The sequence below is a fragment of the Microbacterium arborescens genome (genome assembly GCF_049707515.1).
GTDB classification, from domain to species: domain Bacteria; phylum Actinomycetota; class Actinomycetes; order Actinomycetales; family Microbacteriaceae; genus Microbacterium; species Microbacterium arborescens_B.
This window is the reverse complement of record NZ_JBNAFI010000001.1, coordinates 459,227-480,195: the sequence shown is the minus strand read 5'-3', so window position 1 is coordinate 480,195 and position 20,969 is coordinate 459,227. Positions and strand designations below refer to the sequence as shown.

The following is a 20,969-nucleotide window of genomic DNA, read 5'->3' as shown; positions in this document are numbered from 1 at the left end:
CCGGCTCAGGCCTCGCCGCGGCGCGGGTGAGCCCGGCTCAGGCCTCGCCGCGGCGCGGCTGCGCCCCGGCTCAGGCCCCGTCGCGCTCGCTCGCCGCGCGCCGTGTCGCAGCGAGCAGCAGCACGAAGCCGACCGCGCCCGGTACCGCGATCAGCACGGCGGTGCCGGGATCGGCGTACTGGCCGGTCGCGGCCCCGAGGGCGACGGCGAGGATGAGCAGCTGGGCGACGATGCCGCCGGAACGACCCCAGGAGACCCGGCGCCACACCGAGACCGCGAACGCTGCCAGCGCGACCGCCGCGATAGCGGTGAGCACGATGAGGGCCACAGAGCTCGCGACGTCGACCGTGTCACCGCCCACCAGGGCGATGAGCTCCCACCCAACGACCGCGAGCAACGCGACGGCCTCGGCGGCCAGAACCGCTCCTGCGATGCGTTCGACAGCAGAGGATGCCATGGCGTCCGACCTTCGATCCAGGCCGCGCGATACCGGTGTTCACGGCCCGGCGGCGAGCAAATCCGCAGTTCACCCTTGATTCATCTGTCCGGGCTATGGGACGATAGATCAAGCCGTGTGCTCCCACAGCGAAGTGGGGCGAGCGTCCGCTCGCACACTTAACCAGGGTACCGGACTACCCGAGTCCGGCCCGACAGAATCACCACCCCAAGGAGCACCACATGGATTGGCGCGACAAGTCTGCCTGCCTGACCGTCGACCCCGAACTCTTCTTCCCCGTGGGAAACACGGGCCCGGCCGTCGACCAGATCGAGAAGGCGAAGGCTGTCTGCGCCCGCTGCACCGTCACGGAGATCTGCCTGCAGTACGCCCTCGAGACCGGTCAGGACTCGGGCGTCTGGGGTGGCCTCTCCGAGGACGAGCGCCGCGCGCTGAAGCGCCGCGCAGCCCGCGCGCGCCGCGCCTCCTGATCTTCCTCACGAACCGGTGTCGCGCTCGCGCGGCACCGGTTTCGCGTGTCCGCCGCGCCCGCCGGGTTCACCCCGCGTCGCGGTCGATCCAGCGCAGCGGGATGTCGATGGTCACCTCGGTGCCGTTGCCGACGAGGGTGTGCCAGTCGATCGTGCCGCTGAGCTCACCCTGGATGAGCGTGCGGACGATCTGCGTACCGAGACCGCGGCCGACCTGACCCTCGGGCAGGCCGATGCCCGAATCGCGCACCTTCACCTCGAGCCGCTCAGCCGAACGCTCGGCGACGATCTCGACGTCGCCCTCGGTTCCGGCCAGGCCGTGCTCCACCGCGTTGGTCACGAGCTCGGTCAGCGCGAGCGCGAGAGGCGTGGCGTACTCGCTCGGCAGCGTGCCGAACTCACCGGACGAGCGCGTGCGCGCGCGGGTGTTCGGTGCGGCGGCGACCTCCGCGACGAGCTTAAGCACGCGCGCGAAGACCTCGTCGAAGTCGACGTTCTGCGCGAGACCTTCCGAGAGGGTGTCGTGCACCACGGCGATGGCCGATACCCGCCGCATCGCCTGCGTCAGGGCGTCGCGCGCCTCCTCGGAATGCGTCCGGCGCGCCTGGATCCGCAGCAGCGACGCGACGGTCTGCAGATTGTTCTTCACCCGGTGGTGGATCTCGCGGATCGTGGCGTCCTTGGTGATGAGCTCCTGCTCCTGGTGCCGGATCTCGCTGACGTCGCGGCACAGGACGATCGCGCCGATGCGGGTGCCGTGGTCGCGGAGCGGGATGGTGCGCAGCGAGACCGTGACGCCGCGCGCCTCGATGTCGGCGCGCCACGGCGCACGGCCCGCCATCACGATCGGCAGCGACTCGTCGAACTCGCGCTTGCTGGGGAGGATCGCCGTGGCGACATCGATGAGCGGCTCCCCCTCGAGCTCGTCCTCGAAGCCGAGGCGGTTGAAGGCCGACAGCGCGTTGGGACTGGCGAAGGTCGTCATGCCGTCGACGTCGAGCCGGATCAATCCGTCGGATGCGCGGGGCGCGCCCCGGCGCGGAGCCGTCGGCGCGTTGAGGTCGGGGAAGTCCGCTGAGGCGACCATCCCGAACAGGTCGTCGGCACAATCGTTGAAGGTGATCTGCTGCCGCGAAGGCGTGCGGGCCTCGCCGAGGTTGGTGTGCCGGGTCAGCACGCCGACGACGTGCGCCGCGCGTCCTTCGCTGCCCCGCTCGCGCACGATCGGAACCGCACGCACGCGGGTCGGGGTCTCTTCGAACCAGTCGGGCGAGGCCGAGTCGACGATGCGCGCCTGCGTGAAGGCATCCTTCACCTGCGTGCGCCACTGCGGCCGAACGCGGTCGCCGACGATGTCGCGGTAGAAGAGCGTCGCCGCCCCGCCCGGGCGCGTATGAGCCACGGCGATGAACGAATCATCGGCGGTGGGGACCCAGATCACGATGTCCGCGAACGCGAGGTCGGCCAGCAGCTGTCCGTCACCGGCGAGACGGTGGAGCCACTCGACGTCGGCGTCGGTGGAGAGGCCCTGGGCATGGACGAGATCGCTGAGGGTCGACACCATCCCAGACTAGGGGGCCGATCCTCCGGCCGCGCTGCGCGCCGTGGCGCGGTGCCGCCGCAGTGGCGCCCTGGCTGCGGGAGGAGGGGGCGATACGGCCTCCCCCACGACTCGACGGACGGCCGCGGGTATCGCACCGCGCCCGTTCCGCTCGCCCACGGGACGTGCCGACAGAAGCGCCGCATCCGTCGCCCGAGGATCCCAGGGCACGAACCAGCACCGCTCGATGCCCGCATACCGCTCGAGGCTGCGGCGGATCTGGCCCCTCGGATCGATCCCGAGCGGCCCGCCCCGCACCTTGTTCACGACCACGTGCACCGGAACCGCGCCGACGACGGCCCGGAGATCGGGGTACGCGCGCAGGAACCGCGAGAGCCCGATCGGGTCGCCGGCCGCGACGGCGACGACGACGTCGGCGGATGCGAGGGCGCTGAGCGTCGCAGCGTTTCGTCTGGGCCCCTCGAGGTCGCTGACGATCTCCTCGTCCCGTTCGAGCGACGCCGAGACATCGACGAACAGATCGTCGACCCAGTCGCGGCAGGCCTCGAGCACGCGCGCGACACGCTCGAGCCCGAGCTCCGGCCACCGGCTGGTCCGGTTGATCCCCGCGAGGACGTCGAAGGCGCCCGCGGGCTCCGCGATCTGCGCGAGCTCGGCAGGCGTCAGCTCGCCGCGCGCGGCCCGCCGGCACGCAGCCGCGATGCCCGGACCCTCGTCGGGAACGCCCAGCGCGAGAGCCAAGGCGGGAGCGTGGGTGTCGGCGTCGGCGAGGGCGACACGGCGGCCGTCGCGAGCGGTCTCCCTCGCGAGCTCGATAGCCATGGTCGTGCGACCGGGAGACCCGGACGCGCCCCACACGACGATGACTCGTCCGCGATCCGTCGATCGGCGGGCCGACGCCGCGTCGGGAAGGGCCCGCACGGCGTCCAACGGCTCGGTCCCTGCGTCGACGACGGCGACGCCGAGCGTCTCCGCCGCTCGGCGTTCGGCCGGGCTCGGCTCCACGCCACGATTCTCGTGGCGGCGCGGTCGCAGAGCTCGACGACCTCCCGGGTGAGCCACGACCGCGACGCCGCCAGCACGAGCACGTCGGCGCTTGACACCGCCATCCTGGCCGTCGCTGCATCGCTCACGGATGCACCGACCGTCGGGGTGAGGCCGTGCGCCGCCGCGACCACGTCGTCGGGACCGAGCTCGGCCACGTCGACGAATCCGCCGGCGCGCAGTCGCTCGATGAACCGGGCGGCCTCGGGGAGCGCGACGACGACGCGCATCAGCGGGCCTCGGCCGACGTTGGGACGACCGAGATCGCGTCGCCGGCACTGATCGCGGCGAGCAGCGCGGCGACGTCCGCGCGCGGCACCACGAGTTCGACGGCCGCCGACTGCTGGGCCATGAGGCCGTCGCTGCTCTGCAGTGCCCGAACCGTCGCCTCCGGCACGAGGATGCCGGGATCGCCGAAGACTCCCCGTTCCCGCTGAGGGGCGCTCCACACCTCGACGCTCGTCCCCGCCGTCACCGAGCCGGGAACGGCGTTCGTCGTCTGCACGACGACGGTGGTCGCATCGACGTCCTCCCGCGCGGCGACGGCATCCCGCGGGAGGAGTTCGCCCGATCGGATCGTACGCGTCGCCACGCCGCCGGGTTCGAGAACGCCCGGCGCCGCGTACACGTCGTCGGCGGGGCCCAGCACGACGTCGACGACACGCAGATCCGCGGCCTCGACCACGTCGCCAACGACGATCGTGCGGGCGGCGCTGAGGACCGGCGTGGTCTGCCGCGCTGCGGACACGACGAACCACACCCCCGCGATCGATCCCAGCACGAGAACAGCGCCGATGACGACGCGGGCATCGGCCCGACGGAGCCGGCGTCGAAAGGAAGAGCCTGCAACCATAAGCTCATCGTCTGCCAGCGGCGACGACGGCGCTGCCGATTGTCCACAGGGCTGTCAAGGGCCGGGCGCACGAACGAGTGCCCGCGGATAATGAGGGCATGCCCGCTACGCCGGACAGCGCGTCCTTCCTGGCACCCTCCCAGGTCGCTGAGATGCTCCAGATCGAGGTCGAGGAAGTGATCGCGCTCATCCTCGAAGGACGACTGGTCGGAGCGAAGGTCGGCACCCCTTCGCGGTGGCGGATCGAGTCGGCGAGCGTCGAGGATTACCTCGACGCTCAAGTGGAGGACGCCCGCCGTGCGGCACTGTGGCAGCAGTCGCAGATCGCGAGCTTCCCCGAGCTGTGGGCGCGACGCAGGCGCCCCGACTGACGTCAGCCGTCAGCGCCGTCGAGGTGGACGACGCGTACGACGGAGAACCCGATCATCCGATGCCCCGTGACGGCGGTCGGCCGACGGGGCTCGCCGCTGTCATGGAGGGCGAGGTCGAGATGGTCGGCACCGGCACGGTCGATCGTCCCCGTCCAGACCTTCCCACCCGTCACCACGACCCGGACCCCCACCCGGCGTCGCGCGAGATCGCGCAGGACGAAGCCGAGCGTCATCCGGCCGGCCAGCGCGGTGCGGCCTGAGACGGGGCGCGCACATCGCAGGAGATCGGGCTCGGCGACGCCGACCGATGCGACGGCCGCGAGCGGCACGACGGCGGCGCCCGCCCGCCGGCTGGTCTCCAGGCTCAGCCAATCCGCGCCCACCCGGGCGAGGCGCCCCCGAAGGGCGTCCGCCGCGACCGGGTCGACGGTCACCTCCGTGTCGATCAACCCTTCGAGGCGCTCCCGCAGCGTGAGGCGCGAAAGCCGGAGGCGCTCGGCCTCGGTGTCGAGCGCCGCACGCTCGGCCTCCCACTCGGCGTCGAGCTGATGCTCGAGGTCTTCGAAGAACCGTTGCCATCGCACGGCGCGACGCTAGCGGGCCTTCAGCGGCGCTGAGCGCACTCTCCACAAGTTGGAGGATTCTCATCCAGCCAAATTCGGCATTGTGCTGTACTCGTCGGCGTTGACAGAGACCGATGAGAGGAGGTGCGTGCGATGATTTCGATGAGCGCGGACGAACCCCGTCGGTACCCTCGCATCGGCTCGTCGCTCGACATCGCCGAGTACTTCGCAGCGCAGCCGACATCGACGATCGATCTGCCCGATCCGGAACCGCTGGCGCGGAACCTCACTCGCGGCGTGCTCGAGGTGCTCGCCGGCGTGCGCGAAGTCGAGCAGCTCGCACGCTGGCTCAGCGAGGATGCCTTCCGTGTGCTCGTCACGCGCGCGAACCTCGCCGCGCGAGCGCGGAGCGCTCGGCAGGTGACGCCCGCGCGACCGGTCTACTCCATCGTCACCGTGCGGATGTGCGCGCCCGCCGACGGAGTCGTCGAGGCCACCGTCATCGTCACCACCCCGCATCGGACACGGGCCGTCGCGATGCGACTCGAAGGTCTCGACGGGCGCTGGCGCGCCACCTCGCTCGCACTCCTCTGAGCCGGCCGACCCGATGCTCCTTACTGCTTGTACGACGACAGGAAGTTGCCGAGCCTTTCGATCGCTTCCGTCAGCACCCGCGCCTCGGGCAGCGTGACGATGCGCAGATGGTCCGGATCCGGCCAGTTGAAGCCGGTCCCCTGCACCAGCAGCACGTGCTCGGCGACGAGGAAGTCGTAGACGAGCTTGCCGTCGTCGTGAATGTCGTACACCTCGGGGTCGAGCCGCGGGAAAGCGTACAGCGCCCCCGCGGGCTTGTGACAGGTCACGCCCGGGATGCCTTCCAGACCCTTCCACGCGGCATCCCGCTGCTCGTGCAACCGACCCGTCGGCGCGATCAGCGCCTCGATCGACTGCACTCCCGACAACGCCGCCTGCACCGCGTACTGCGCCGGAACGTTCGGGCACAGGCGCGTGGAGGCGAGCAGTTGGATGCCTTCGAGGAAGCCCTTCGCGTGACCCTTGGGCCCGGTGATCACGAGCCAGCCCGACCGGTATCCGGCGACACGGTAGGTCTTGGAGAGCCCGTTGAAGGTCAGGCACAGCAGGTCGGGAGCGAGTGTCGCCAAAGGGATGTGCGTCGCGTCGTCGTACAGGATCCGGTCGTAGATCTCATCCGAGAGCAGCAGCAGCGAGTTCTCGCGGGCGATCTGGACGATGCCCTCGAGAACCTCGCGGCTGTAGACGGCGCCCGTGGGATTGTTGGGGTTGATGACGACGATGGCCTTCGTCTGCGGCGTCACCTTCGAGCGGATGTCGTCGAGGTCGGGCTCCCAGCCCTGCGTGGCGTCGCATAGGTAGTGCACGGGCTTGCCTCCGCCGAGGCTCGTCATCGCCGTCCACAGCGGATAGTCCGGGGCGGGGATGAGCACCTCATCACCCTCGTCGAGGAGCGCCTGCATGGTCATCGTGATGAGCTCCGAGACCCCGTTGCCGAGGTAGACGTCGTCGGGGTCGACGTGGGGGAACCCCGGGACCTCCTCGTAACGCGACACGACGGCGCGCCGCGCCGACAGGATGCCGCGGCTGTCGCTGTATCCGTGCGCGTGGGGCACCGACTCGATCATGTCGCGCACGATCTGGAAGGGGGCCTCGAAGCCGAAGATCGCGGGGTTGCCCGTGTTGAGCTTGAGCACGCGGTGGCCGTCGGCCTCGAGTCGGTCGGCCTCGGCCAGGGCGCTCCCACGAATCTCGTAGAGGACGTCCTTGAGCTTGGATGACTGATCGAGGATTCGACGCTTCATCCGATCAGGATATCTGCGAGCCCTCGGTGCCAATCGTCGTCCGGTGGCCCGCTGCGCCTACGCGTCCAGCAGGGCGACCAGACGGCGGCCGACGCTCACGGTGGCTGCCGCCTGCGAGCCACGCGAGAACCGCAGCGCCGGGTCGTATGGCAGCACAAGGGTGCGGGAATCGGTCGCGGCCTGCTGCAGCCGGATGCGCGCTCGTCGCTGCTCGCCGCGAGAACGGGCGGCGATGACGAGCGCGGCGAAGTCCCGACCGGCGCCGCGCTCGCCCTCCATCGCGAGGAGGGCACGCGCGCGCTCGATGGCGCCGGTGTTGGCCGCGCAGACGAGGATCGCGACATCGCCTGGGCGACCCGTGCCGTCCACGCCGTGCGGCCCCGCATCGACGACGATGTGCGGGCCCGCGAGGCCGCCCCCATCGGCGGGTGCCGCGGGCCCGGGATCGTCGGGACGGCTCAGGACGCCGCCGGGCCTCCCGGCCGCGAACGCCGCGACGGCTACGACCCGTGCCACGGTGGAGGCGCCTTCGCCCCCGGCTGCCCCGACCACCACGAGGCGGCGCATCGCGCTGCTCACGCGAGGGCCCCGTCGCCGCGGACGCAGACTCCGTCGCAGCGGTGCGCGATGGCGAGGGCCACTGCTTCGGCCGCTTCCCCGTCGCGATCGAGGCGAGCCCAGCCTTCCGTCCAGTACACCGGCCCCGGCAGCGCTTCGGCGGCGGCCGGCGCGAGTCGCTGCACCTCGGCCGCAACGGCGATCAGGCGGGTGTAGGTGAGCGTCAGGACCGGCCAGCCGTCGGCATCGCGGATGATGTCCATCGCGCCGTCCCGCACGCGCGCGACAGTGGCTCCGGCGATACCCGCGGCGGCCGCGGCGGCCCGGAGATCGGCGACGGACGGCGCCTTCCGGCTGAGGATGGTCAGTTCACGAGGCATCCGGCGCCCCCTCCTCATCGTGCGCGGGAGTGTGGATCAGGTGGACGAGCGTCGGCGCGCCGCCGCGCCGGATGATGCGTCCCCGCCCGGGGATCATCTGCTCCGCGTACAGGCGCGGGAAGATCGGCCCCTCGGCACGCTCCCCCGACAGCACCAAACCGGTGCCGCCCGTCTCGCGCAGCGACTGCAGACCGAGGTCGAACGAGGCCCGGGCCGCGCCGGCGACGGGTCGCGTGAGGAAGACGTGCAGGCGCAGGTCCTTCGCGGACGGGAGGAACGGGATGAGCGGAGCCAGCGGATCGTCCCCACCGGAACCCAGGATGTGGTGGTCGTCGACCATCACCACGATCCGCGGACCGGGCTTGACCGCGGCCTCTTCGGGGTCGCTGCGCCGTTCGAGCTCGTGGGCGACGGATGCCGCGAGCGCTTGCGCCTTACGCGTGTTCGGTGCGTGCCCGCCGAGGTACTCCTCGGGGATGGCGGGCGCGACCGAACCGCGCACGTCCATCACCGCGAACACGATCTCGTCGGCGGTGTAACGGTCGAGGAACGCGGCGGCCACGCCGCGCAGCAGGGAAGACTTGCCGCTGCCCGAATCGCCGAAGACGAGCAGATGCTGTTCCCGCCGCGGGTCGAAGAACTCCGGGGCGAGATCGTCCTGGCGGACGCCGATGGGGAGCCGCTCGGGTTCCTCGAGGACGTCGGGAAGCTCGGCAGCGGTCAGCATCTCCGGCAGCAGACGAATGGGCGCCGCTTCCGGACCGCTCCAGCTGTCGGCGAACCGCACCGCCAGTTCCTGCAGCTCCGGGCCGATCTCCTCGTCATCGACGACGGTGAGAACCGGGAGCGCGATCTGCCCGAACAGTCCGTCGTCGGTGACGCCGCGCCCCGGCCCGGCGGACTTCAGGGTCTCGGCGACCTTGCGCCCCACCTGCGACTCCATCGGGTCGTTCAGACGCAGCTCGATGCGCTGCCCCACGTGCGACTGGTGGCGGATCGGCAGATCGTTCCACCGGTTCATCGTCAAGACGATGTGCAGGCCGAACGAGCCGCCGCGGGCGAGGAGCTCGACGAGCCGCGGCTCGAACTCCTCGAACTCACCGCGCAGCTGCGAGAAGCCGTCGACCAGGAGCACGACGTCCGGGGCGACCAGCTCGGGGATCTCGCCACGCGCATGGCGGGCCCGCAGGACCGAGAGCGCATCGATCCCCTGCTCCCGGAAGACGGACTCACGCGTCCGCAGCATCGCGAGCAACTCGTCGAGCAGACGACCGATGCGCTCGCGGTCGGAACGGCCCGCCACACCGCCCACGTGCGGGAACGGCTCGATGCGGGCGAGACCACCGCCCGAGAGGTCGAGACCGTAGATCGACACCTCGTCCGGAGTATGGGTGAGCGCGAGGCTCAACCCCAGGGTCCGCAGGAACGTCGACCGGCCGGTCTGCGGCGCACCGTAGAGCGCGACGTGCCCGCCGCCGCGGGTCAGGTCCAGCAGCCACGCGTCCTGCCGCTGGCGGCTGGGGTCGTCGAGCAGCCCGATGGGGACGGTCAGGGGCGTCGGTCGTGCTGCCGTCCGCACACGCTCGAAGGCGAACTTCGTCGGTAGGGGCGAGAGCCACACCGGTGCGACGGGACGCCGAGCGTCGCGCATCACCTCCACGGCGGTGTCCAGTAGCGACCGGGACGCGTGCACGGGCGCGGCGATGCGGGCCTCGGCATCCGCGTCCGAGAAGCCGCCGGCGTCCGATTCGATCGTGTTGTAGTGGGGAAGCGCCATCGGCACCGCACGCTCCTCGGGGGCCGGCTCGCGCGGCTCGGGCAGCGGTCCGGACACGTACCCCGCACGGAACCGCGTGTACACCGTCGTATCGACCTTGAGGTAGCCGTGACCGGGGATGGCGGGCAGGTGGTACGCGTCGTTGGTGTCGAGGATGACCTGGCTCTCGGACTCCGAGAAGGTCCGCAGCCCGATCCGGTACGACAGGTAGGTGTCGAGGCCGCGGAGCTTTCCCTGCTCGATGCGCTGGCTCGACAGCAGCAGGTGCACTCCGATCGACCGGCCGATGCGACCGATCGTCAGCAGCAGATCGACGAAATCGGGCTCGGCCGTCAGCAGCTCGCCGAACTCATCGATGACGAGGAGCAGGTGGGGCATGGGCGCCATGTCGGGATGCTGTTCGCGCAGCGCCCGGTAGGCGGAGATGGAGGCCACGGATCCGGCGTCGCGCAGCAGCTCCTGCCGTCGTCGCACCTCGCCCGCGATGCTCGTCTGGGCTCGACGCGTCAGCTGCGCGTCGTCGGCGAGGTTGTCCATGACGCCCGCCACGTGCGGCAGCGGTTCGAGCGGGGCGAACGCCGCGCCGCCCTTGTAGTCGACGAGGACCATCGCGATGTCGTCGGGCGGGTGCGTCAGCGCCAGGCCCAGCACCAGGGTGCGAAGCAGCTCGCTCTTGCCCGATCCGGTCGCACCGATCGCGATGCCGTGCGGTCCCATGCCGAGCTGCGCCGACTCCTTCAGGTCGAGATCCACCGCGCGCCCCGCGTCGTCGACGCCGATCGGGACGCGCAGGAACGTGGCGGCGGGTCGCGGGCTCGCCCACGCGGCGGCGAGCGCGGCCGGCGTCAGCTCGTCGTAGCCGAACGATTCGAGCACGCCGACGGCATCCGCCGCGTCGGATTCGCGCGCGTCGGCGCGGCTGAGCCGGAGCGGCGCGAGCGCGCGCACGAGGGCCCCGACCGTGGTGACGGAGACGGCATCGGGCCGGATGCCGGTGATCGCGGAGTCTTCGCGCACATCGTCGACGTCCGCGCCGTCGGCCGTCGCCGTGATGCGCACCGACACCTCCGACGGCTCTTTCAGCCGGTCGTCGACGAGGTGGATGACCGTCACCCCGAGCTCGCGCAGCGTCGCCTCGCGGTCGGCCGCCGCCGTCGAGCGCGCCGTGCCGCTGCCGTGATCGGCGAACACGACGAGGCGCGACATCCGCTCGGACGCTCCGCGCCGCCCGGTCCGTCGCTCGGCGGCGACATCGTCGGCCCGCTGCACGAGCCACGGGTTGAGCAGCACCCAGAGCCGATCGAGGTCGGGGGCGACGCGCCGTGCGGGTAGCGGGCCGTCGAAGACGTCGGCGGTCTGGACGTGCCCCACCAGGTCGAGACCGTCCCAGTCCGCCGCGAGATCGGGCGGGTGCACCAGGCCGACGAGGACGTCGTCGGGCGTATGGAACGCCACCAGCTGCGCGAACAGCGCACGGGCGATCGGCAGGGTGTGCTCCCGAGCCCCCACGAGCGAGACGTCGCCGACCCGATCGATCGCGACGGATATCGGCATGTCGCGGACGACGGAGTAGTGGGCCAGTAGTTGCGCGAGTTCCCCTCGCAGCAGCTCGTCGTAGGGCTCGACGGGATTCGTGTCTTCCGGCAGGGTCAGGGCGTGCCAGTCCGTCGCGCCGAGCCCGACGCGCAGGCGCAGGAAGTCGGGGTCGCGCCGACGGCGCTCCCACAGCCGGGCGGGGTCGCGGACGATGTCGGCGAGCGCGTCCGGCGCGGGGGCGGCCAGCACGGCACGCTGCCTGGCGACCTCACCGTCGCGGCGCAGCTGCGCACGGCGTTCCTCGAGATAGGTGAGGAAGTTGTCGCGCTGCGCTCGGCGACGCCGCGCCGCCTGCCCGCGCTGCGTCAGCGCCATGCCGAGGCCGCCGACCACCGCGACGATGAAGATCATCGCTGCGACGAGGACCATGATCGGGTTCGTCCGGAGCACCGTGATCATCACGACCGACGACATCGCGCCGATCACGGGCAGCAGCACCTGCAGCGGGAAGCCGCGCGCGTCGTCGGGCGCGCGGGGCGGTGCCGCGACATCGCGCGGTTCGAGCGGCTCGGGCGGATGGACGATGCGCGCGGGCCGGTGGACGATGCGGACGGTCACGCGTCCCCCTCGTCACCGTCACCGCGTCCGCCGATGAGGACGGCGCCGAGTTCCAGCAACGAGCGGCGCGTGCGCCGGCCGGGCGCGGAGCCCTCGGCCAGCCACGCGTCGAAGCGGATGCGGCTGACGGGCGTGTCGAGACCGTCCAGCTTCACACGGGTCGCCGCCGCGCCTTCGCGGGCCCGGTCGACGAGGACGATCTCCGTGTCGGGGCGCGCGTCGTCGCGGCTGATCGCGGCGGCGAGCGACGCGGCGTTCTCCACACCGTCGCGATCCGCCGGCGCGACGAGGCACACCGCATGCGACGATCGGGCGATCTCCGCGATGACCCGCAGGTCGCGGCGCCTGCCCCAGTCGGTGACGACGACGGGGAAGAACCGGGCGACGGGCGCCACGGCATCCCGCCATTCCGACGGGTCGGACGGCCAGGAATCGGATGCCGGGTGCCCGAGCCCCAGGTACGAGAGAGTGCCGTCGCGCGGCAGGTCGCGCGTCGCGTCGGCGAACGATGCCGGGGGCTCCCCCGCCGTGTCGAGCGCCGTGACCCGCTCGGACTCGGGGCGTCCGAGCCGAGCGGCGAGGCCGTGGCGCGACCCCGCGGCATCCACGGCGAGCACCGGACCACCGCGCCGGCGTGCGGCCAGCGTGGCGACACCGGCCGCGATCGTGGATGTGCCCGCCCCGCCGACGAGCGAGAGCACCGCGATGCGGCGGGTCGTGGGGATCGGGCGCCGGATGCGGCGGTCGGCGTCGACGAAGAAGCTCTGCCGCTCGCCCCAGCCCCAGGTTCCGGCGGCGCGAGGAAAGCGCGCGCTCAGGTGAGATCTCGGGGGCGCGATCACGAGAACACCCGCAGCAGATCGGGGTACACGTGCAGCGTGCCGAGCAGCAGCGGCACCGTCGCCACGACCGCGAGCAGTTCGAGGGCGTTGCCCCACCGGCGGAGCCTGACGCGGACGTGCGCCGGCGGTCGGATGCCCGCCAGCAGAACCGCGCCGACGACGATCGCGGCGAGCAGAACCGCGCCCGCGAGCGGCGGCACGAGGGGCGATGCCGCCACGGCGAGCAGCACCGCGAGCGCTGCCGCCCACAGCGGCACGATGTGCACGATGAGCGGGAACTGGCGGGTTCGCAGAGCCAGGACGAGGCCGATCGCGACCGCCAGGAGCAGCCCGTACAGATCTCCCGACGCCGCCGATGCCGCGCCCGCGGCCCCGGCCGTCACCGCGAGCGCGCCGCCCGCCCAGGCGAGGGCGGCGTAGGCGTCCTCGAGCGATGCGGCGACGGCGCGGCGAGAGGGAAGACTCCCGCCGATCGCTGCGTCATCGAGAGCCGAGAGACCGGAGGCCCCGAGCGCAAAGGTCGGCAGCAGGCCGATGCCCACGATCGCCGCGAGCCCGATCAGGGCGGGGACGGATGCCGCCGGCAGCGGGGTGAGCAAGAGCGCGATCCACACCGTGGCGGCGCCCGCACCGATGAGCCCTCCCCACGCCGGCGGCGCCGAGCGAGCGGCGAGGCCGAGTCCGACGGCCAGGGCGATCCACACGAAAACGGCGGCGGCCAGCAGCACCGGTACCGCTCCGCCGGTCGCTCGCTGCACGAGCTCGGCCAGCGGCATGCTCAGCCCCACCGCCACCGCGGTGGTCCACATCCTTGCCCACGAGTGCCGCAGCAGCCCGAGGACGACAGCGGCGGCGAGAGCGAGCAACCACCCTCCCGCGAGCACGAGCGACGCAGCGTCGTCCAGGGCACGCCCGAGGGCGAGGCCGAGGACGCCGGTGACGATCGCGATCGCGGCGGCCGCCGTCCAGCGGCGGGCGGTCTCGCCCCAGCGGTCGTCGCGGCGCTGCAGCGACTCAGCCACCACGTCGGTGACGTCGGCGACCTCGGGCGGTGGGGGTGCATCCTCGGCGCGCACCACCCGGAGCACTTCGCCGTTCGGCAGCCGCGTCTCTGCGGGGGTGGCGGCCAGCTCGATCTGCTCGCCGGTGCGTCGGATCAGCCGCACCGAAGCACCTTCGTACTCCGCCGATTCCCCGAGCAGGTCGAGGACATCGGGCAGCAGCAGCGCGAACGGCTCGTCGTCCGGGACGACGAGATCGGCGCGACGGCTCGACCCGATGACGGTGAGACGGGTGTAGGTCATGCGTGATTCTCCTGAGCCTCGGGCCCTGCCCCGAGCGGCGGATCGATGACGACCAGCGACGACGTCTGCCGGTCGGCATCCCGTTGCTGCTGCGCGAGGATGCTGGTCACGAACGAGACCGCGACGCATACGGCGCATACGATCGCGGCGACGACGACGCTGCCGATGAAGCGCTTGATGTTGTCGCCGACCGAGCGGCGGGCCTCGGGCGGCCCGAACACCAGCGCGGACGACAGTCGTGACCGGTGCACGCGCACCGATTCGAGCAGCAGGCTGTCGCGATCGGTCATCGGGCACCCCCGCCGAACAGCATGCGGCCGAGCGCGGGCGAGGCGCCCGTCATCCGCTCCTCGCCGACGGCGTCGGCGAATGCACGCAGTCGCGTCCACGACGTCACCGGGTCGAGGGCCCCGAAATCGAGCAGCAACGACGGGATGCGGCGCTTGCCCAGGACGCGGCCACCGTGCGCGGCGGCCAGCTCGTCGGCATCCAGCTCGAACGCGCGCATCGCCGGGGTTCCGATCAGGATCGCGACGGGCCACGACGGCCGCGGCAGCCTCGCCGCTCGGAACAGATCGGCTCGTCCGGGCTCGGCGAACACCGCGGCGAACAGCGGAACCCCGGCCGCCACGCTCTCGAGGCCACGCACGGCCGTCTCCCGGCGCGCAGAGGTCTCCGGAGCGTCCTCGTCTCCCACCGACACGACGAGATCGGAGAGCTCCTCGACGCCCTTGCGCGTGGGGTGCACCGCGACCTGCCCGATGAGCGGCGCGTCCGCGCTCGCCCCGGCGACGACGTAGCGGGCGGTGCCGCCGCTCCCGCGCGCGTGGGCCGTGATCGCCGTCTTGTCCCACGGGATGCCGGCGGGCTCGTGCATCCCCCACCCGGCGGGCGCCGTGCCGGTGAGGTCGACGCTCAGCGCCTCGATGTCGCCGCCGATGACCGTCTCGAGCGCGTCACGGTGGCGCCGCGCGACCGAGACGCGCAGCCGCAGGGATTGCGGAGCAGTGTCGGCTTCAAGGAACCGGGGATGCAGGTCTTCCGGTCCGACGGGAAACCGGCGGGATGCCGCCTCGGCGAGCGACAGCCGCCGCCCGGTCAGACCGTCCCAGGTCTCGCCCTCGGGCCCTTCGACGCCCCAGGCGCCGCCCGTCTCCCGCAGCAGACGCAGCAGCGGCTCGCTCACGGCGGCATCCGCGCCGGTGACCAGGATCGGGCGACGCTGCGCGCGTCGGGCCGAGACGAAAAAATCGGCTCGACCCGGAGCGAGCGCGACGCGCGCCGACTCGGAACGGGTGATGACCACACCCTCGCCCCGAGCATCGAGAAGAGGATGCGGGTACACCGCGCGCTCGCTCATGCGGTCCTTCCGGTCGAGCCGTCGTCGATGCGCAGGGGCACCCCGGCGATGCGCAGCTGCGCGCCGGCGGGAACCTCGACGCGCTCGTCCGGCGTCAGCTCGCGGATGCCGGATGCCGTCACCAGCTCCGTGCCGTTGGTCGAGCCCAGATCCCGGGCGAACACGCGGCCGTTCTCGACGTCGAGCCGCACATGCGACTTCGAGATCGAGCGCGACATGTCGGGCAGCGCGACGACGGCGGTGCCGTCCGCAGCCGGCGAGGGGTTGCGCCCCAGGATGACGCTGCGGGTCACGGGGATCCGAAGCCGGCCGTCGAACGTGAGCACGACCGAGCGCGTCAGCCGCTCCCGCAGCACCGCGGCGGGCACGCGCGGTGGCAGGCTGCCGACTCCGCGCATCGATAGGGCGCCCGGGTCGGCGCCGGCACTCACCCGCAGTGTCACCGTCTGCGTCATCCGGCCGATCGGACCCTGCCGCGGGTCGCGGACGGCGTGCGGATCCCGACGCTCCGGCCGGCGCAGCCCCACGGGCGTGCCGTCAGCCGCGCGCACGGACCGCGTCGAGGTGAGGATGTTGCCGAGGGCTCGTCCGGAGCGCAGCCAGCCGACGGCTTGCGCCGCCGCAGCGAGGAGGGCGGCAGCCACGCCGAGGGCGAGCGCGGCGCCGACGCCCAGCGGCAGAGCCAGGCCAGCGACGACCGCTCCCGCCACAGCGACAGCGAGGAGCGAGATCGCGAGGGAGATGCTTCGCCGGCCGGCGGTAGCCGCGGGTGCGCCGGCCGCAGAGGCGTCGACATGGACCAACGGCAGCACGGCCCGCGCGACGGTCCCGTTGCACACCGCGCACGCGTCATCCGATCCCGTGACGGGCTCACCGCAACGCCCGCACACCGCGAGCGCGAACGCAGTCGACATGACGATCCCCCTTCGCCTCGCGAGCATATCGAAGCCGACGCTGTCGGCGCGGGGAATCCCGGCCGGATCAGCCGATGTCGGCGCCCGGGTCGCGGTCGTCGGAGATGCCGTGGCGCTCTTCTGCGCGCTCGATGTCGGCGTAGCGCTTCTGCAGGACAATCAGCTGCACAACGCGGTTGAGCTTCGCAACGGCGACGCGACCGCCGTTGTCGAGATCCCACGTGTAACGCGCATCCTTCCCGCCCTTCTCGCGGACTGGAGCACCGAGGACCGACGAGAGGTCATCGCGCAGCCGACGGGCGATGTCGGCGAAGGCTTTCGTCTGCGCCGCATCGGCGTTTCGAATGCGGTCGGTGAGGTCGACGTTCACCTGAGCGACAGCGCCGTCGGAGATGAGCGCCTCGGCGCGCGGCGAGCTGATCTCGTAGCCGGTGCCGAAGTCGACGCCTCGCGTGGCGTCCGCGTCGACCGTCCACCCGAGCCGGGCCGCCAACGGAGCGAGGATGCCGCGATCCTCGGGCCATTCCACCGCCTGGAACGCCTCGACGATATCGCGAACACGGGCGGGCGAGACGCTGTTCACATCGCTCATGCCCCCAACTTAACCGACCGCTCCCCCGGGCCGCCTCAGCCGCTGTTCCGCGCGCTCGATATCGGCATACCGCTTCTGGACGATGGCGACGATGCTCGTCACAACCGGCGTCAGTCCGCGGACAGCAATGCACGCAGCATCCGCGCACTGTCGAACGCTGCGTCCACCGCGGCTGCCTCCGACTCGAACTTCCGACAGGACGTTTCCACGACCGCGGCGCGCTCGTCGGTGATGACGACCGTCCACAAGCCTTCGTCAGCGAAGACGCATACCTTGTTCGCAGACGTCCCACCCGGATGTCCGACCTGCAGCCAGCGCGACAGCCGCTCTCGACGAGCTACCGCCAGCGCTTCATCGATCGACGTCATCAGAGTCCCTCGCGTGCTTCACCGAATTTGGAACCAAGCTGTTCGATATACCGCGCTTCTCGAGGAGAGGAACGAGGGTCGATTCGCACTGGAGTGTTGCAGCTGACGCAGCAGTTCCCGCGCCCACACCGCGACCGGCACCCCGAACGCACACCCCGCTATTGCATGATGTACGGGGTGAACAGTGGGGCGCCGTCGGGGGACTCGAGCGATCGCCGCAGGTCCGCGAGGTCTGCGTCGGCGTAGTACGAGTACTGCACCGCGGAGTAGGTGTCGGCAAAGCGCGCGTCGGCCGTGTCGCCGCCTTCGCGACGCAGGCCTTTCAGCCCGTCGCGGAACGTTCCCACGGCGAAGCCCGGGGCTGCGTCCTGGGCGGCGAACGGGATGCGGATGCGTGGCATCTGAGCCTGATCCCGCAGCTCTCGTCCGATCTGGACCGTGAGGTACCGCTCGATGGCGTCCAGTGAGTCCGTGTCGAGCGTGAACTCTTCTTCCTCAGCTCGTTCGGCATGCGTCAGGACGAAGCGCTGATTCGCCCTTCCGACGTAGTCGCGGATCTCACCGCCGTCGTTTGTTACGACGAGCCGGTCGCCACTCACCAGCACCGAGTACGCGTTGGAGATCCAGCCGATGAAGCCGGGGGTGAACTGGAACGGGGACGGGAACGGCTCGGTCACGTGATCACCGCGATGTCGATCAACTGCACAACGGGCACACCCGCTCCCCTCTCGTTCCTCACGAGAACCTGCAGGCTCCCCCCGTTCCGACCGAAACCTGGAGCAGCCTCATTGACCTCGACGATCCAGCCCTCCGGAAGAAAGCCCGCGAGTTCGTACACATGCAATCGGTCCTTCAGTGACGTGACCGGAAGACTGCGAGACTCGAAATTGGGCGAAATCCCGTCCGGGCGAAGCGTCAAGTAGTGACCGCGCGGACCACCGATTCGATCAAGATGCCGGCCGTAGTCCCGCACGAACGCCTCAATACTCGTGTACTGCACACGCGAGCCAGGCACCGCGCCGAGGTTCGGTGGGTACCTGTTCCAATTCAGCCGCGGATCATACGACATCACGAACCCTCCTCACCGAACTCTCGGAACCATGGGCGTGTTCTCGCGAGCGTGCACCAGCGGCCCACGATCGCTCAGGCGCTTGCTTCATGAAGTGCAGATGGTCGCATTCCTGCTCAGCTGATTTCAGCAGTGTGCGATCCATGAGCAAACCTGTCTGCCCCCTCAGATCTGTTGCCAGACGCGGCATCGACATCGCTGGTCTCGGTTGTGTTCATCACCATGCCCGATCTGCTACGACACATATCTCGTGAATAGGGGCGCACCGTCGGGCGCTTCCAGCGACCGCCGCAGGTCGGCGAGATCAGCGTCGGCGTAGTACGAGTACTGAACAGCGGGATGGACGAAGCAATCCGCGAATCGCACGCCGCGTACCTCGCCCGTCGATCGCCTCAGCCCTGCAAGACCATCGGCAAAGTTCACCGTCTCGTATCCAGGCGCAACGCTCTCCTCGTCGAAGGGCAACTTGACCGGGGAGAGCCCCGCGGCGGCGCGAGCATCAACGCTCAGAGCCCGGGTGAGATACCTCTCGACGTCTACGAACGCGCGAGCGCTCAGGACGAAACGCTCCGCCTCAGAACGGTCGGCGCGGGTGACCACATATTCCCCGCTTTGCGCACCAACATAATACCGAATCTCGCCACCCACGTCGAAGATTACGGTGCGGTTCTCCTCGACGGCTACGGAATAGCCCGCGCGACGCGCCCATTCACGAAACTCGGAGGAAAAGGCGAAATTACGATCGCTCATCACGCTCACATTAGCACTCCTGCTGCTTCCAGCGCTGACACGGGAACATGCTCGCCAGCTGCATTCTTCACGAGCACCTGCAGCGCCCCACCCTGACGGCCAAACGCAGGCGCAATACGGCTCACCTCGATGGACCACCCGTCAGGAAGAGAGCCCGAGAGCTGATAATCGAACAGGGGCTTGCCCAGTGAAGAAATGGGAAGAGAACGATCCTCAAACGTCGCACGCACGCCGTCCGGCATCAGCCCGAGGTAGGGTCCGTTGGGTTTGCCAACCCGGTCGAGATGCAAACCGTAGTCACGGATGAACGCCTGGATACTCGAATAGTCCACTCGCGTCCCACGCACTGCGCCGGCGTTGGGTGGATAGTTGTCCCAATTATAGGGGGCGGTTGTGTACCGTGCATCGTACTCGGCGGCACTCAACAGCGTTCCGTCAGGATGACGGCCGTAGGGGGCGCCTGTATCTCCGACGATATCGAAGCCCGACCGTCCGGTGGCCGGATCGGCGGGCATCGTGGCGTGTCCGTGCTGCACCATCGGCTCTCCGTAATGCAGATCCTTCGGCGTGATGGGATCGTCGGTGACACGCCGCCATTCGCCCGGAACGCCGTCCAAACCGTTGTTTACGGGGTCAACACCGGCCGCGATCGCGTCGGCCACGGGCGTGCTCGACCCCTGCCCCGGGTACCCGCCCGGGTCATGGCCGCTGCCGCCTCCGTTCTCCGATCCGTCGACGTTCGCGCCGAACAGGTCATGAGGTGAGCCCGGGCCATCGCCGATGACGGTCGCGGCTCCCCCGCTATGTCCGTCGCCCACCACGGTCGCCGATCCGTTGTCGGGCGTGTCGAGGCCCGGCGCATCCTGCACGATCGTGTCGACCACGGTCGGCGCACCGGCATCGGCGCGCACACCGCTGGCCGCGACGAGTTCGGGCTGGCGCGCCGGCATCCCCTCGCCCCGCAGGTCGAGAGCCCGCGAGTCGAGCGCCAGGTCCTCGATGCGCACGACGCCGTTCCCGTCGGTGCGAACCAGCTGATAGCGGATGTCGATGTCACCGTTCACGAGCCCACGCGCGATCGCGGGGTTGTCCGCGAGCCACTGCTGCAGCGTCGGATCGAGGCGGAACACCTCGTTGAAATACGCCGTCGAGCCCTGGGGAACCCGCGAGCCATCCGGAAGCAAGCGACCCGACGAGCTCAGGTCTGCCGTGCCTCCCTTCGCTTCCGCCACGATCAGCGTGGTCCCATCGCGGGTCAGACCGACCTGATCGAACTGACCCGCCGACGCTCCCCGACCATCGACCACGACATCCGCGCCCTGCGAACGGATGGCATCCCGAGCGCCCGCGTCGCCCATCGCCTCCGACGCGTTGACCTGCCCCACGAACGACTCGCGCTCGTTCCAGGCCGTCTCGCGCAACTCGCGAAGCGCATCGACGCGCTCGGCGACCTCGTCGGGTGTGAGCGAGCGGTCCTCTCGCACATCCTGAGCCCGTCAGAGCACCTATTCCTTGAGGGTCAACGTTGCCGCTCGTACCATTCGAGGTATTTATCGGGAATTCGTAACCGCACCCGCGAGTCGAGTTCGCGAACGATTGCGGGAATGTCGTCCAACGACAAGTCCGCTTGCCCGGACTCCAGCACACCCACCGACCGGCGGCCCTGCTCTATCGAAAACCCGAACAAGCCGCGATCGAAGGTGAAAACAACCACCCAATAGTCGTACATCTCGAAGCAATATGT

The 20,969-nt window shown here is 70.6% G+C and carries 24 protein-coding genes; 3 read left to right on the top strand and 21 right to left on the bottom strand.

Annotated elements, in window-relative coordinates; all coding sequences use genetic code 11:
• Positions 1-70: 70 nt before the first annotated feature.
• Positions 71-457: a histidine kinase gene (locus ACPYN5_RS02065; RefSeq protein WP_424447321.1), complete on the bottom strand. Its 387-nt coding sequence runs from the start codon at positions 455-457 to the stop codon at positions 71-73.
• A gap of 221 nt (positions 458-678) precedes the next feature.
• Here ACPYN5_RS02065 and ACPYN5_RS02060 point away from each other — a divergent pair, with 221 nt between their 5' ends.
• Entirely contained in the window at positions 679-927 is a 249-nt protein-coding gene (locus ACPYN5_RS02060; RefSeq protein WP_023955350.1) for a WhiB family transcriptional regulator, read from the top strand.
• Positions 928-994: 67 nt separating this feature from the next.
• Here the strand turns inward: ACPYN5_RS02060 and ACPYN5_RS02055 are convergent, their stop codons facing one another.
• From ACPYN5_RS02055 to ACPYN5_RS02045, 3 genes are all read right to left on the bottom strand, one after another.
• Positions 995-2,488, bottom strand: coding sequence for a sensor histidine kinase (locus ACPYN5_RS02055; protein ID WP_424447320.1), 1,494 nt, complete (start codon positions 2,486-2,488; stop codon positions 995-997).
• Positions 2,489-2,497: 9 nt separating this feature from the next.
• Positions 2,498-3,493, bottom strand: a complete 996-nt coding sequence (locus ACPYN5_RS02050) for a nucleotide-binding protein (protein WP_424447319.1) — start codon at positions 3,491-3,493, stop codon at positions 2,498-2,500.
• 268 nt (positions 3,494-3,761) lie between these two features.
• The gene (locus ACPYN5_RS02045) at positions 3,762-4,385 is read right to left on the bottom strand and encodes an SAF domain-containing protein (RefSeq protein WP_424447318.1); all 624 of its coding nucleotides are present in this window, start codon (positions 4,383-4,385) and stop codon (positions 3,762-3,764) included.
• Positions 4,386-4,483: 98 nt separating this feature from the next.
• Between ACPYN5_RS02045 and ACPYN5_RS02040 the strand changes: the two genes are divergently transcribed.
• Positions 4,484-4,756 carry a helix-turn-helix domain-containing protein gene (locus ACPYN5_RS02040; RefSeq protein ID WP_424447317.1) on the top strand — a complete coding sequence of 91 codons (273 nt, stop codon included), beginning with the start codon at positions 4,484-4,486 and terminating at the stop codon, positions 4,754-4,756.
• A 2-nt stretch (positions 4,757-4,758) separates the two neighbouring features.
• On the opposite strand, the gene ACPYN5_RS02035 is transcribed toward ACPYN5_RS02040, so the two are convergent.
• Positions 4,759-5,340 carry a hypothetical protein gene (locus tag ACPYN5_RS02035; protein WP_424447316.1) on the bottom strand — a complete coding sequence of 194 codons (582 nt, stop codon included), beginning with the start codon at positions 5,338-5,340 and terminating at the stop codon, positions 4,759-4,761.
• A 141-nt stretch (positions 5,341-5,481) separates the two neighbouring features.
• Here ACPYN5_RS02035 and ACPYN5_RS02030 point away from each other — a divergent pair, with 141 nt between their 5' ends.
• Positions 5,482-5,913 (top strand): Rv3235 family protein, encoded by a 432-nt coding sequence (locus ACPYN5_RS02030; RefSeq protein ID WP_424447315.1) that lies wholly within the window; start codon positions 5,482-5,484, stop codon positions 5,911-5,913.
• 20 nt (positions 5,914-5,933) lie between these two features.
• Here ACPYN5_RS02030 and ACPYN5_RS02025 read toward each other — a convergent pair whose 3' ends face one another.
• The 16 genes from ACPYN5_RS02025 to ACPYN5_RS01950 all read right to left on the bottom strand — a co-directional run bounded on the left by ACPYN5_RS02025 (position 5,934) and on the right by ACPYN5_RS01950 (position 20,954).
• Positions 5,934-7,157 carry a pyridoxal phosphate-dependent aminotransferase gene (locus tag ACPYN5_RS02025; RefSeq protein ID WP_424447314.1) on the bottom strand — a complete coding sequence of 408 codons (1,224 nt, stop codon included), beginning with the start codon at positions 7,155-7,157 and terminating at the stop codon, positions 5,934-5,936.
• Positions 7,158-7,214: 57 nt separating this feature from the next.
• Positions 7,215-7,736, bottom strand: a complete 522-nt coding sequence (locus ACPYN5_RS02020; protein ID WP_424447313.1) for a hypothetical protein — start codon at positions 7,734-7,736, stop codon at positions 7,215-7,217.
• Positions 7,733-8,095 carry a hypothetical protein gene (locus tag ACPYN5_RS02015; protein WP_424447312.1) on the bottom strand — a complete coding sequence of 121 codons (363 nt, stop codon included), beginning with the start codon at positions 8,093-8,095 and terminating at the stop codon, positions 7,733-7,735. The genes ACPYN5_RS02020 and ACPYN5_RS02015 overlap by 4 nt, the downstream gene beginning before the upstream one ends.
• The gene (eccCa, locus tag ACPYN5_RS02010; protein WP_424447311.1) at positions 8,085-12,026 is read right to left on the bottom strand and encodes a type VII secretion protein EccCa; all 3,942 of its coding nucleotides are present in this window, start codon (positions 12,024-12,026) and stop codon (positions 8,085-8,087) included. The genes ACPYN5_RS02015 and eccCa overlap by 11 nt, the downstream gene beginning before the upstream one ends.
• Entirely contained in the window at positions 12,023-12,868 is an 846-nt protein-coding gene (locus ACPYN5_RS02005) for a P-loop NTPase family protein (RefSeq protein WP_424447310.1), read from the bottom strand. The genes eccCa and ACPYN5_RS02005 overlap by 4 nt, the downstream gene beginning before the upstream one ends.
• Positions 12,865-14,172, bottom strand: coding sequence for an EsaB/YukD family protein (locus ACPYN5_RS02000; protein ID WP_424447309.1), 1,308 nt, complete (start codon positions 14,170-14,172; stop codon positions 12,865-12,867). Before ACPYN5_RS02000 ends, ACPYN5_RS02005 begins: the two co-directional genes overlap by 4 nt.
• Complete coding sequence (locus ACPYN5_RS01995; RefSeq protein ID WP_424447308.1) at positions 14,169-14,462, bottom strand: hypothetical protein; 294 nt, start codon at positions 14,460-14,462, stop codon at positions 14,169-14,171. Before ACPYN5_RS01995 ends, ACPYN5_RS02000 begins: the two co-directional genes overlap by 4 nt.
• Positions 14,459-15,532, bottom strand: a complete 1,074-nt coding sequence (locus ACPYN5_RS01990) for a DUF6177 family protein (RefSeq protein WP_424447307.1) — start codon at positions 15,530-15,532, stop codon at positions 14,459-14,461. Before ACPYN5_RS01990 ends, ACPYN5_RS01995 begins: the two co-directional genes overlap by 4 nt.
• On the bottom strand, positions 15,529-16,446 hold the full coding sequence (locus ACPYN5_RS01985) for an FHA domain-containing protein (RefSeq protein ID WP_424447306.1): 918 nt from the start codon (positions 16,444-16,446) through the stop codon (positions 15,529-15,531). Before ACPYN5_RS01985 ends, ACPYN5_RS01990 begins: the two co-directional genes overlap by 4 nt.
• A gap of 67 nt (positions 16,447-16,513) precedes the next feature.
• Positions 16,514-17,038 (bottom strand): DUF6301 family protein, encoded by a 525-nt coding sequence (locus ACPYN5_RS01980; RefSeq protein WP_424447305.1) that lies wholly within the window; start codon positions 17,036-17,038, stop codon positions 16,514-16,516.
• Between the two features lie 110 nt (positions 17,039-17,148).
• Entirely contained in the window at positions 17,149-17,406 is a 258-nt protein-coding gene (locus ACPYN5_RS01975; protein WP_424447304.1) for a hypothetical protein, read from the bottom strand.
• Positions 17,407-17,564: 158 nt separating this feature from the next.
• Complete coding sequence (locus tag ACPYN5_RS01970; RefSeq protein ID WP_424447303.1) at positions 17,565-18,083, bottom strand: Imm61 family immunity protein; 519 nt, start codon at positions 18,081-18,083, stop codon at positions 17,565-17,567.
• The gene (locus tag ACPYN5_RS01965) at positions 18,080-18,475 is read right to left on the bottom strand and encodes a glycohydrolase toxin TNT-related protein (RefSeq protein WP_424447671.1); all 396 of its coding nucleotides are present in this window, start codon (positions 18,473-18,475) and stop codon (positions 18,080-18,082) included. Before ACPYN5_RS01965 ends, ACPYN5_RS01970 begins: the two co-directional genes overlap by 4 nt.
• A 234-nt stretch (positions 18,476-18,709) precedes the next feature.
• Positions 18,710-19,225, bottom strand: a complete 516-nt coding sequence (locus tag ACPYN5_RS01960) for an Imm61 family immunity protein (protein ID WP_424447302.1) — start codon at positions 19,223-19,225, stop codon at positions 18,710-18,712.
• 5 nt (positions 19,226-19,230) lie between these two features.
• A complete protein-coding gene (locus ACPYN5_RS01955; RefSeq protein ID WP_424447301.1) occupies positions 19,231-20,709 on the bottom strand; it encodes a glycohydrolase toxin TNT-related protein in 1,479 nt (492 codons plus the stop codon).
• Between the two features lie 35 nt (positions 20,710-20,744).
• Positions 20,745-20,954, bottom strand: a complete 210-nt coding sequence (locus ACPYN5_RS01950) for a hypothetical protein (protein WP_424447300.1) — start codon at positions 20,952-20,954, stop codon at positions 20,745-20,747.
• Between the last annotated feature and the right edge of the window lie 15 nt (positions 20,955-20,969).

Excerpts from the sequence above, each read along its gene's own strand:
- ACPYN5_RS02065 (WP_424447321.1), bottom strand. The coding sequence starts at position 457 with ATGGCATCCTCTGCTGTCGAACGCATCGCAGGAGCGGTTCTGGCCGCC.
- ACPYN5_RS02060 (WP_023955350.1), top strand. The coding sequence starts at position 679 with ATGGATTGGCGCGACAAGTCTGCCTGCCTGACCGTCGACCCCGAACTC.
- ACPYN5_RS02045 (WP_424447318.1), bottom strand. The coding sequence starts at position 4,385 with ATGGTTGCAGGCTCTTCCTTTCGACGCCGGCTCCGTCGGGCCGATGCC.
- ACPYN5_RS02040 (WP_424447317.1), top strand. The coding sequence starts at position 4,484 with ATGCCCGCTACGCCGGACAGCGCGTCCTTCCTGGCACCCTCCCAGGTC.
- ACPYN5_RS02030 (WP_424447315.1), top strand. The coding sequence starts at position 5,482 with ATGAGCGCGGACGAACCCCGTCGGTACCCTCGCATCGGCTCGTCGCTC.
- ACPYN5_RS02025 (WP_424447314.1), bottom strand. The coding sequence starts at position 7,157 with ATGAAGCGTCGAATCCTCGATCAGTCATCCAAGCTCAAGGACGTCCTC.
- ACPYN5_RS02015 (WP_424447312.1), bottom strand. The coding sequence starts at position 8,095 with ATGCCTCGTGAACTGACCATCCTCAGCCGGAAGGCGCCGTCCGTCGCC.
- ACPYN5_RS02000 (WP_424447309.1), bottom strand. The coding sequence starts at position 14,172 with ATGACCTACACCCGTCTCACCGTCATCGGGTCGAGCCGTCGCGCCGAT.
- ACPYN5_RS01995 (WP_424447308.1), bottom strand. The coding sequence starts at position 14,462 with ATGACCGATCGCGACAGCCTGCTGCTCGAATCGGTGCGCGTGCACCGG.
- ACPYN5_RS01990 (WP_424447307.1), bottom strand. The coding sequence starts at position 15,532 with ATGAGCGAGCGCGCGGTGTACCCGCATCCTCTTCTCGATGCTCGGGGC.
- ACPYN5_RS01985 (WP_424447306.1), bottom strand. The coding sequence starts at position 16,446 with ATGTCGACTGCGTTCGCGCTCGCGGTGTGCGGGCGTTGCGGTGAGCCC.
- ACPYN5_RS01980 (WP_424447305.1), bottom strand. The coding sequence starts at position 17,038 with ATGAGCGATGTGAACAGCGTCTCGCCCGCCCGTGTTCGCGATATCGTC.
- ACPYN5_RS01975 (WP_424447304.1), bottom strand. The coding sequence starts at position 17,406 with ATGACGTCGATCGATGAAGCGCTGGCGGTAGCTCGTCGAGAGCGGCTG.
- ACPYN5_RS01965 (WP_424447671.1), bottom strand. The coding sequence starts at position 18,475 with ATGTCGTATGATCCGCGGCTGAATTGGAACAGGTACCCACCGAACCTC.
- ACPYN5_RS01960 (WP_424447302.1), bottom strand. The coding sequence starts at position 19,225 with ATGAGCGATCGTAATTTCGCCTTTTCCTCCGAGTTTCGTGAATGGGCG.
- ACPYN5_RS01950 (WP_424447300.1), bottom strand. The coding sequence starts at position 20,954 with ATGTACGACTATTGGGTGGTTGTTTTCACCTTCGATCGCGGCTTGTTC.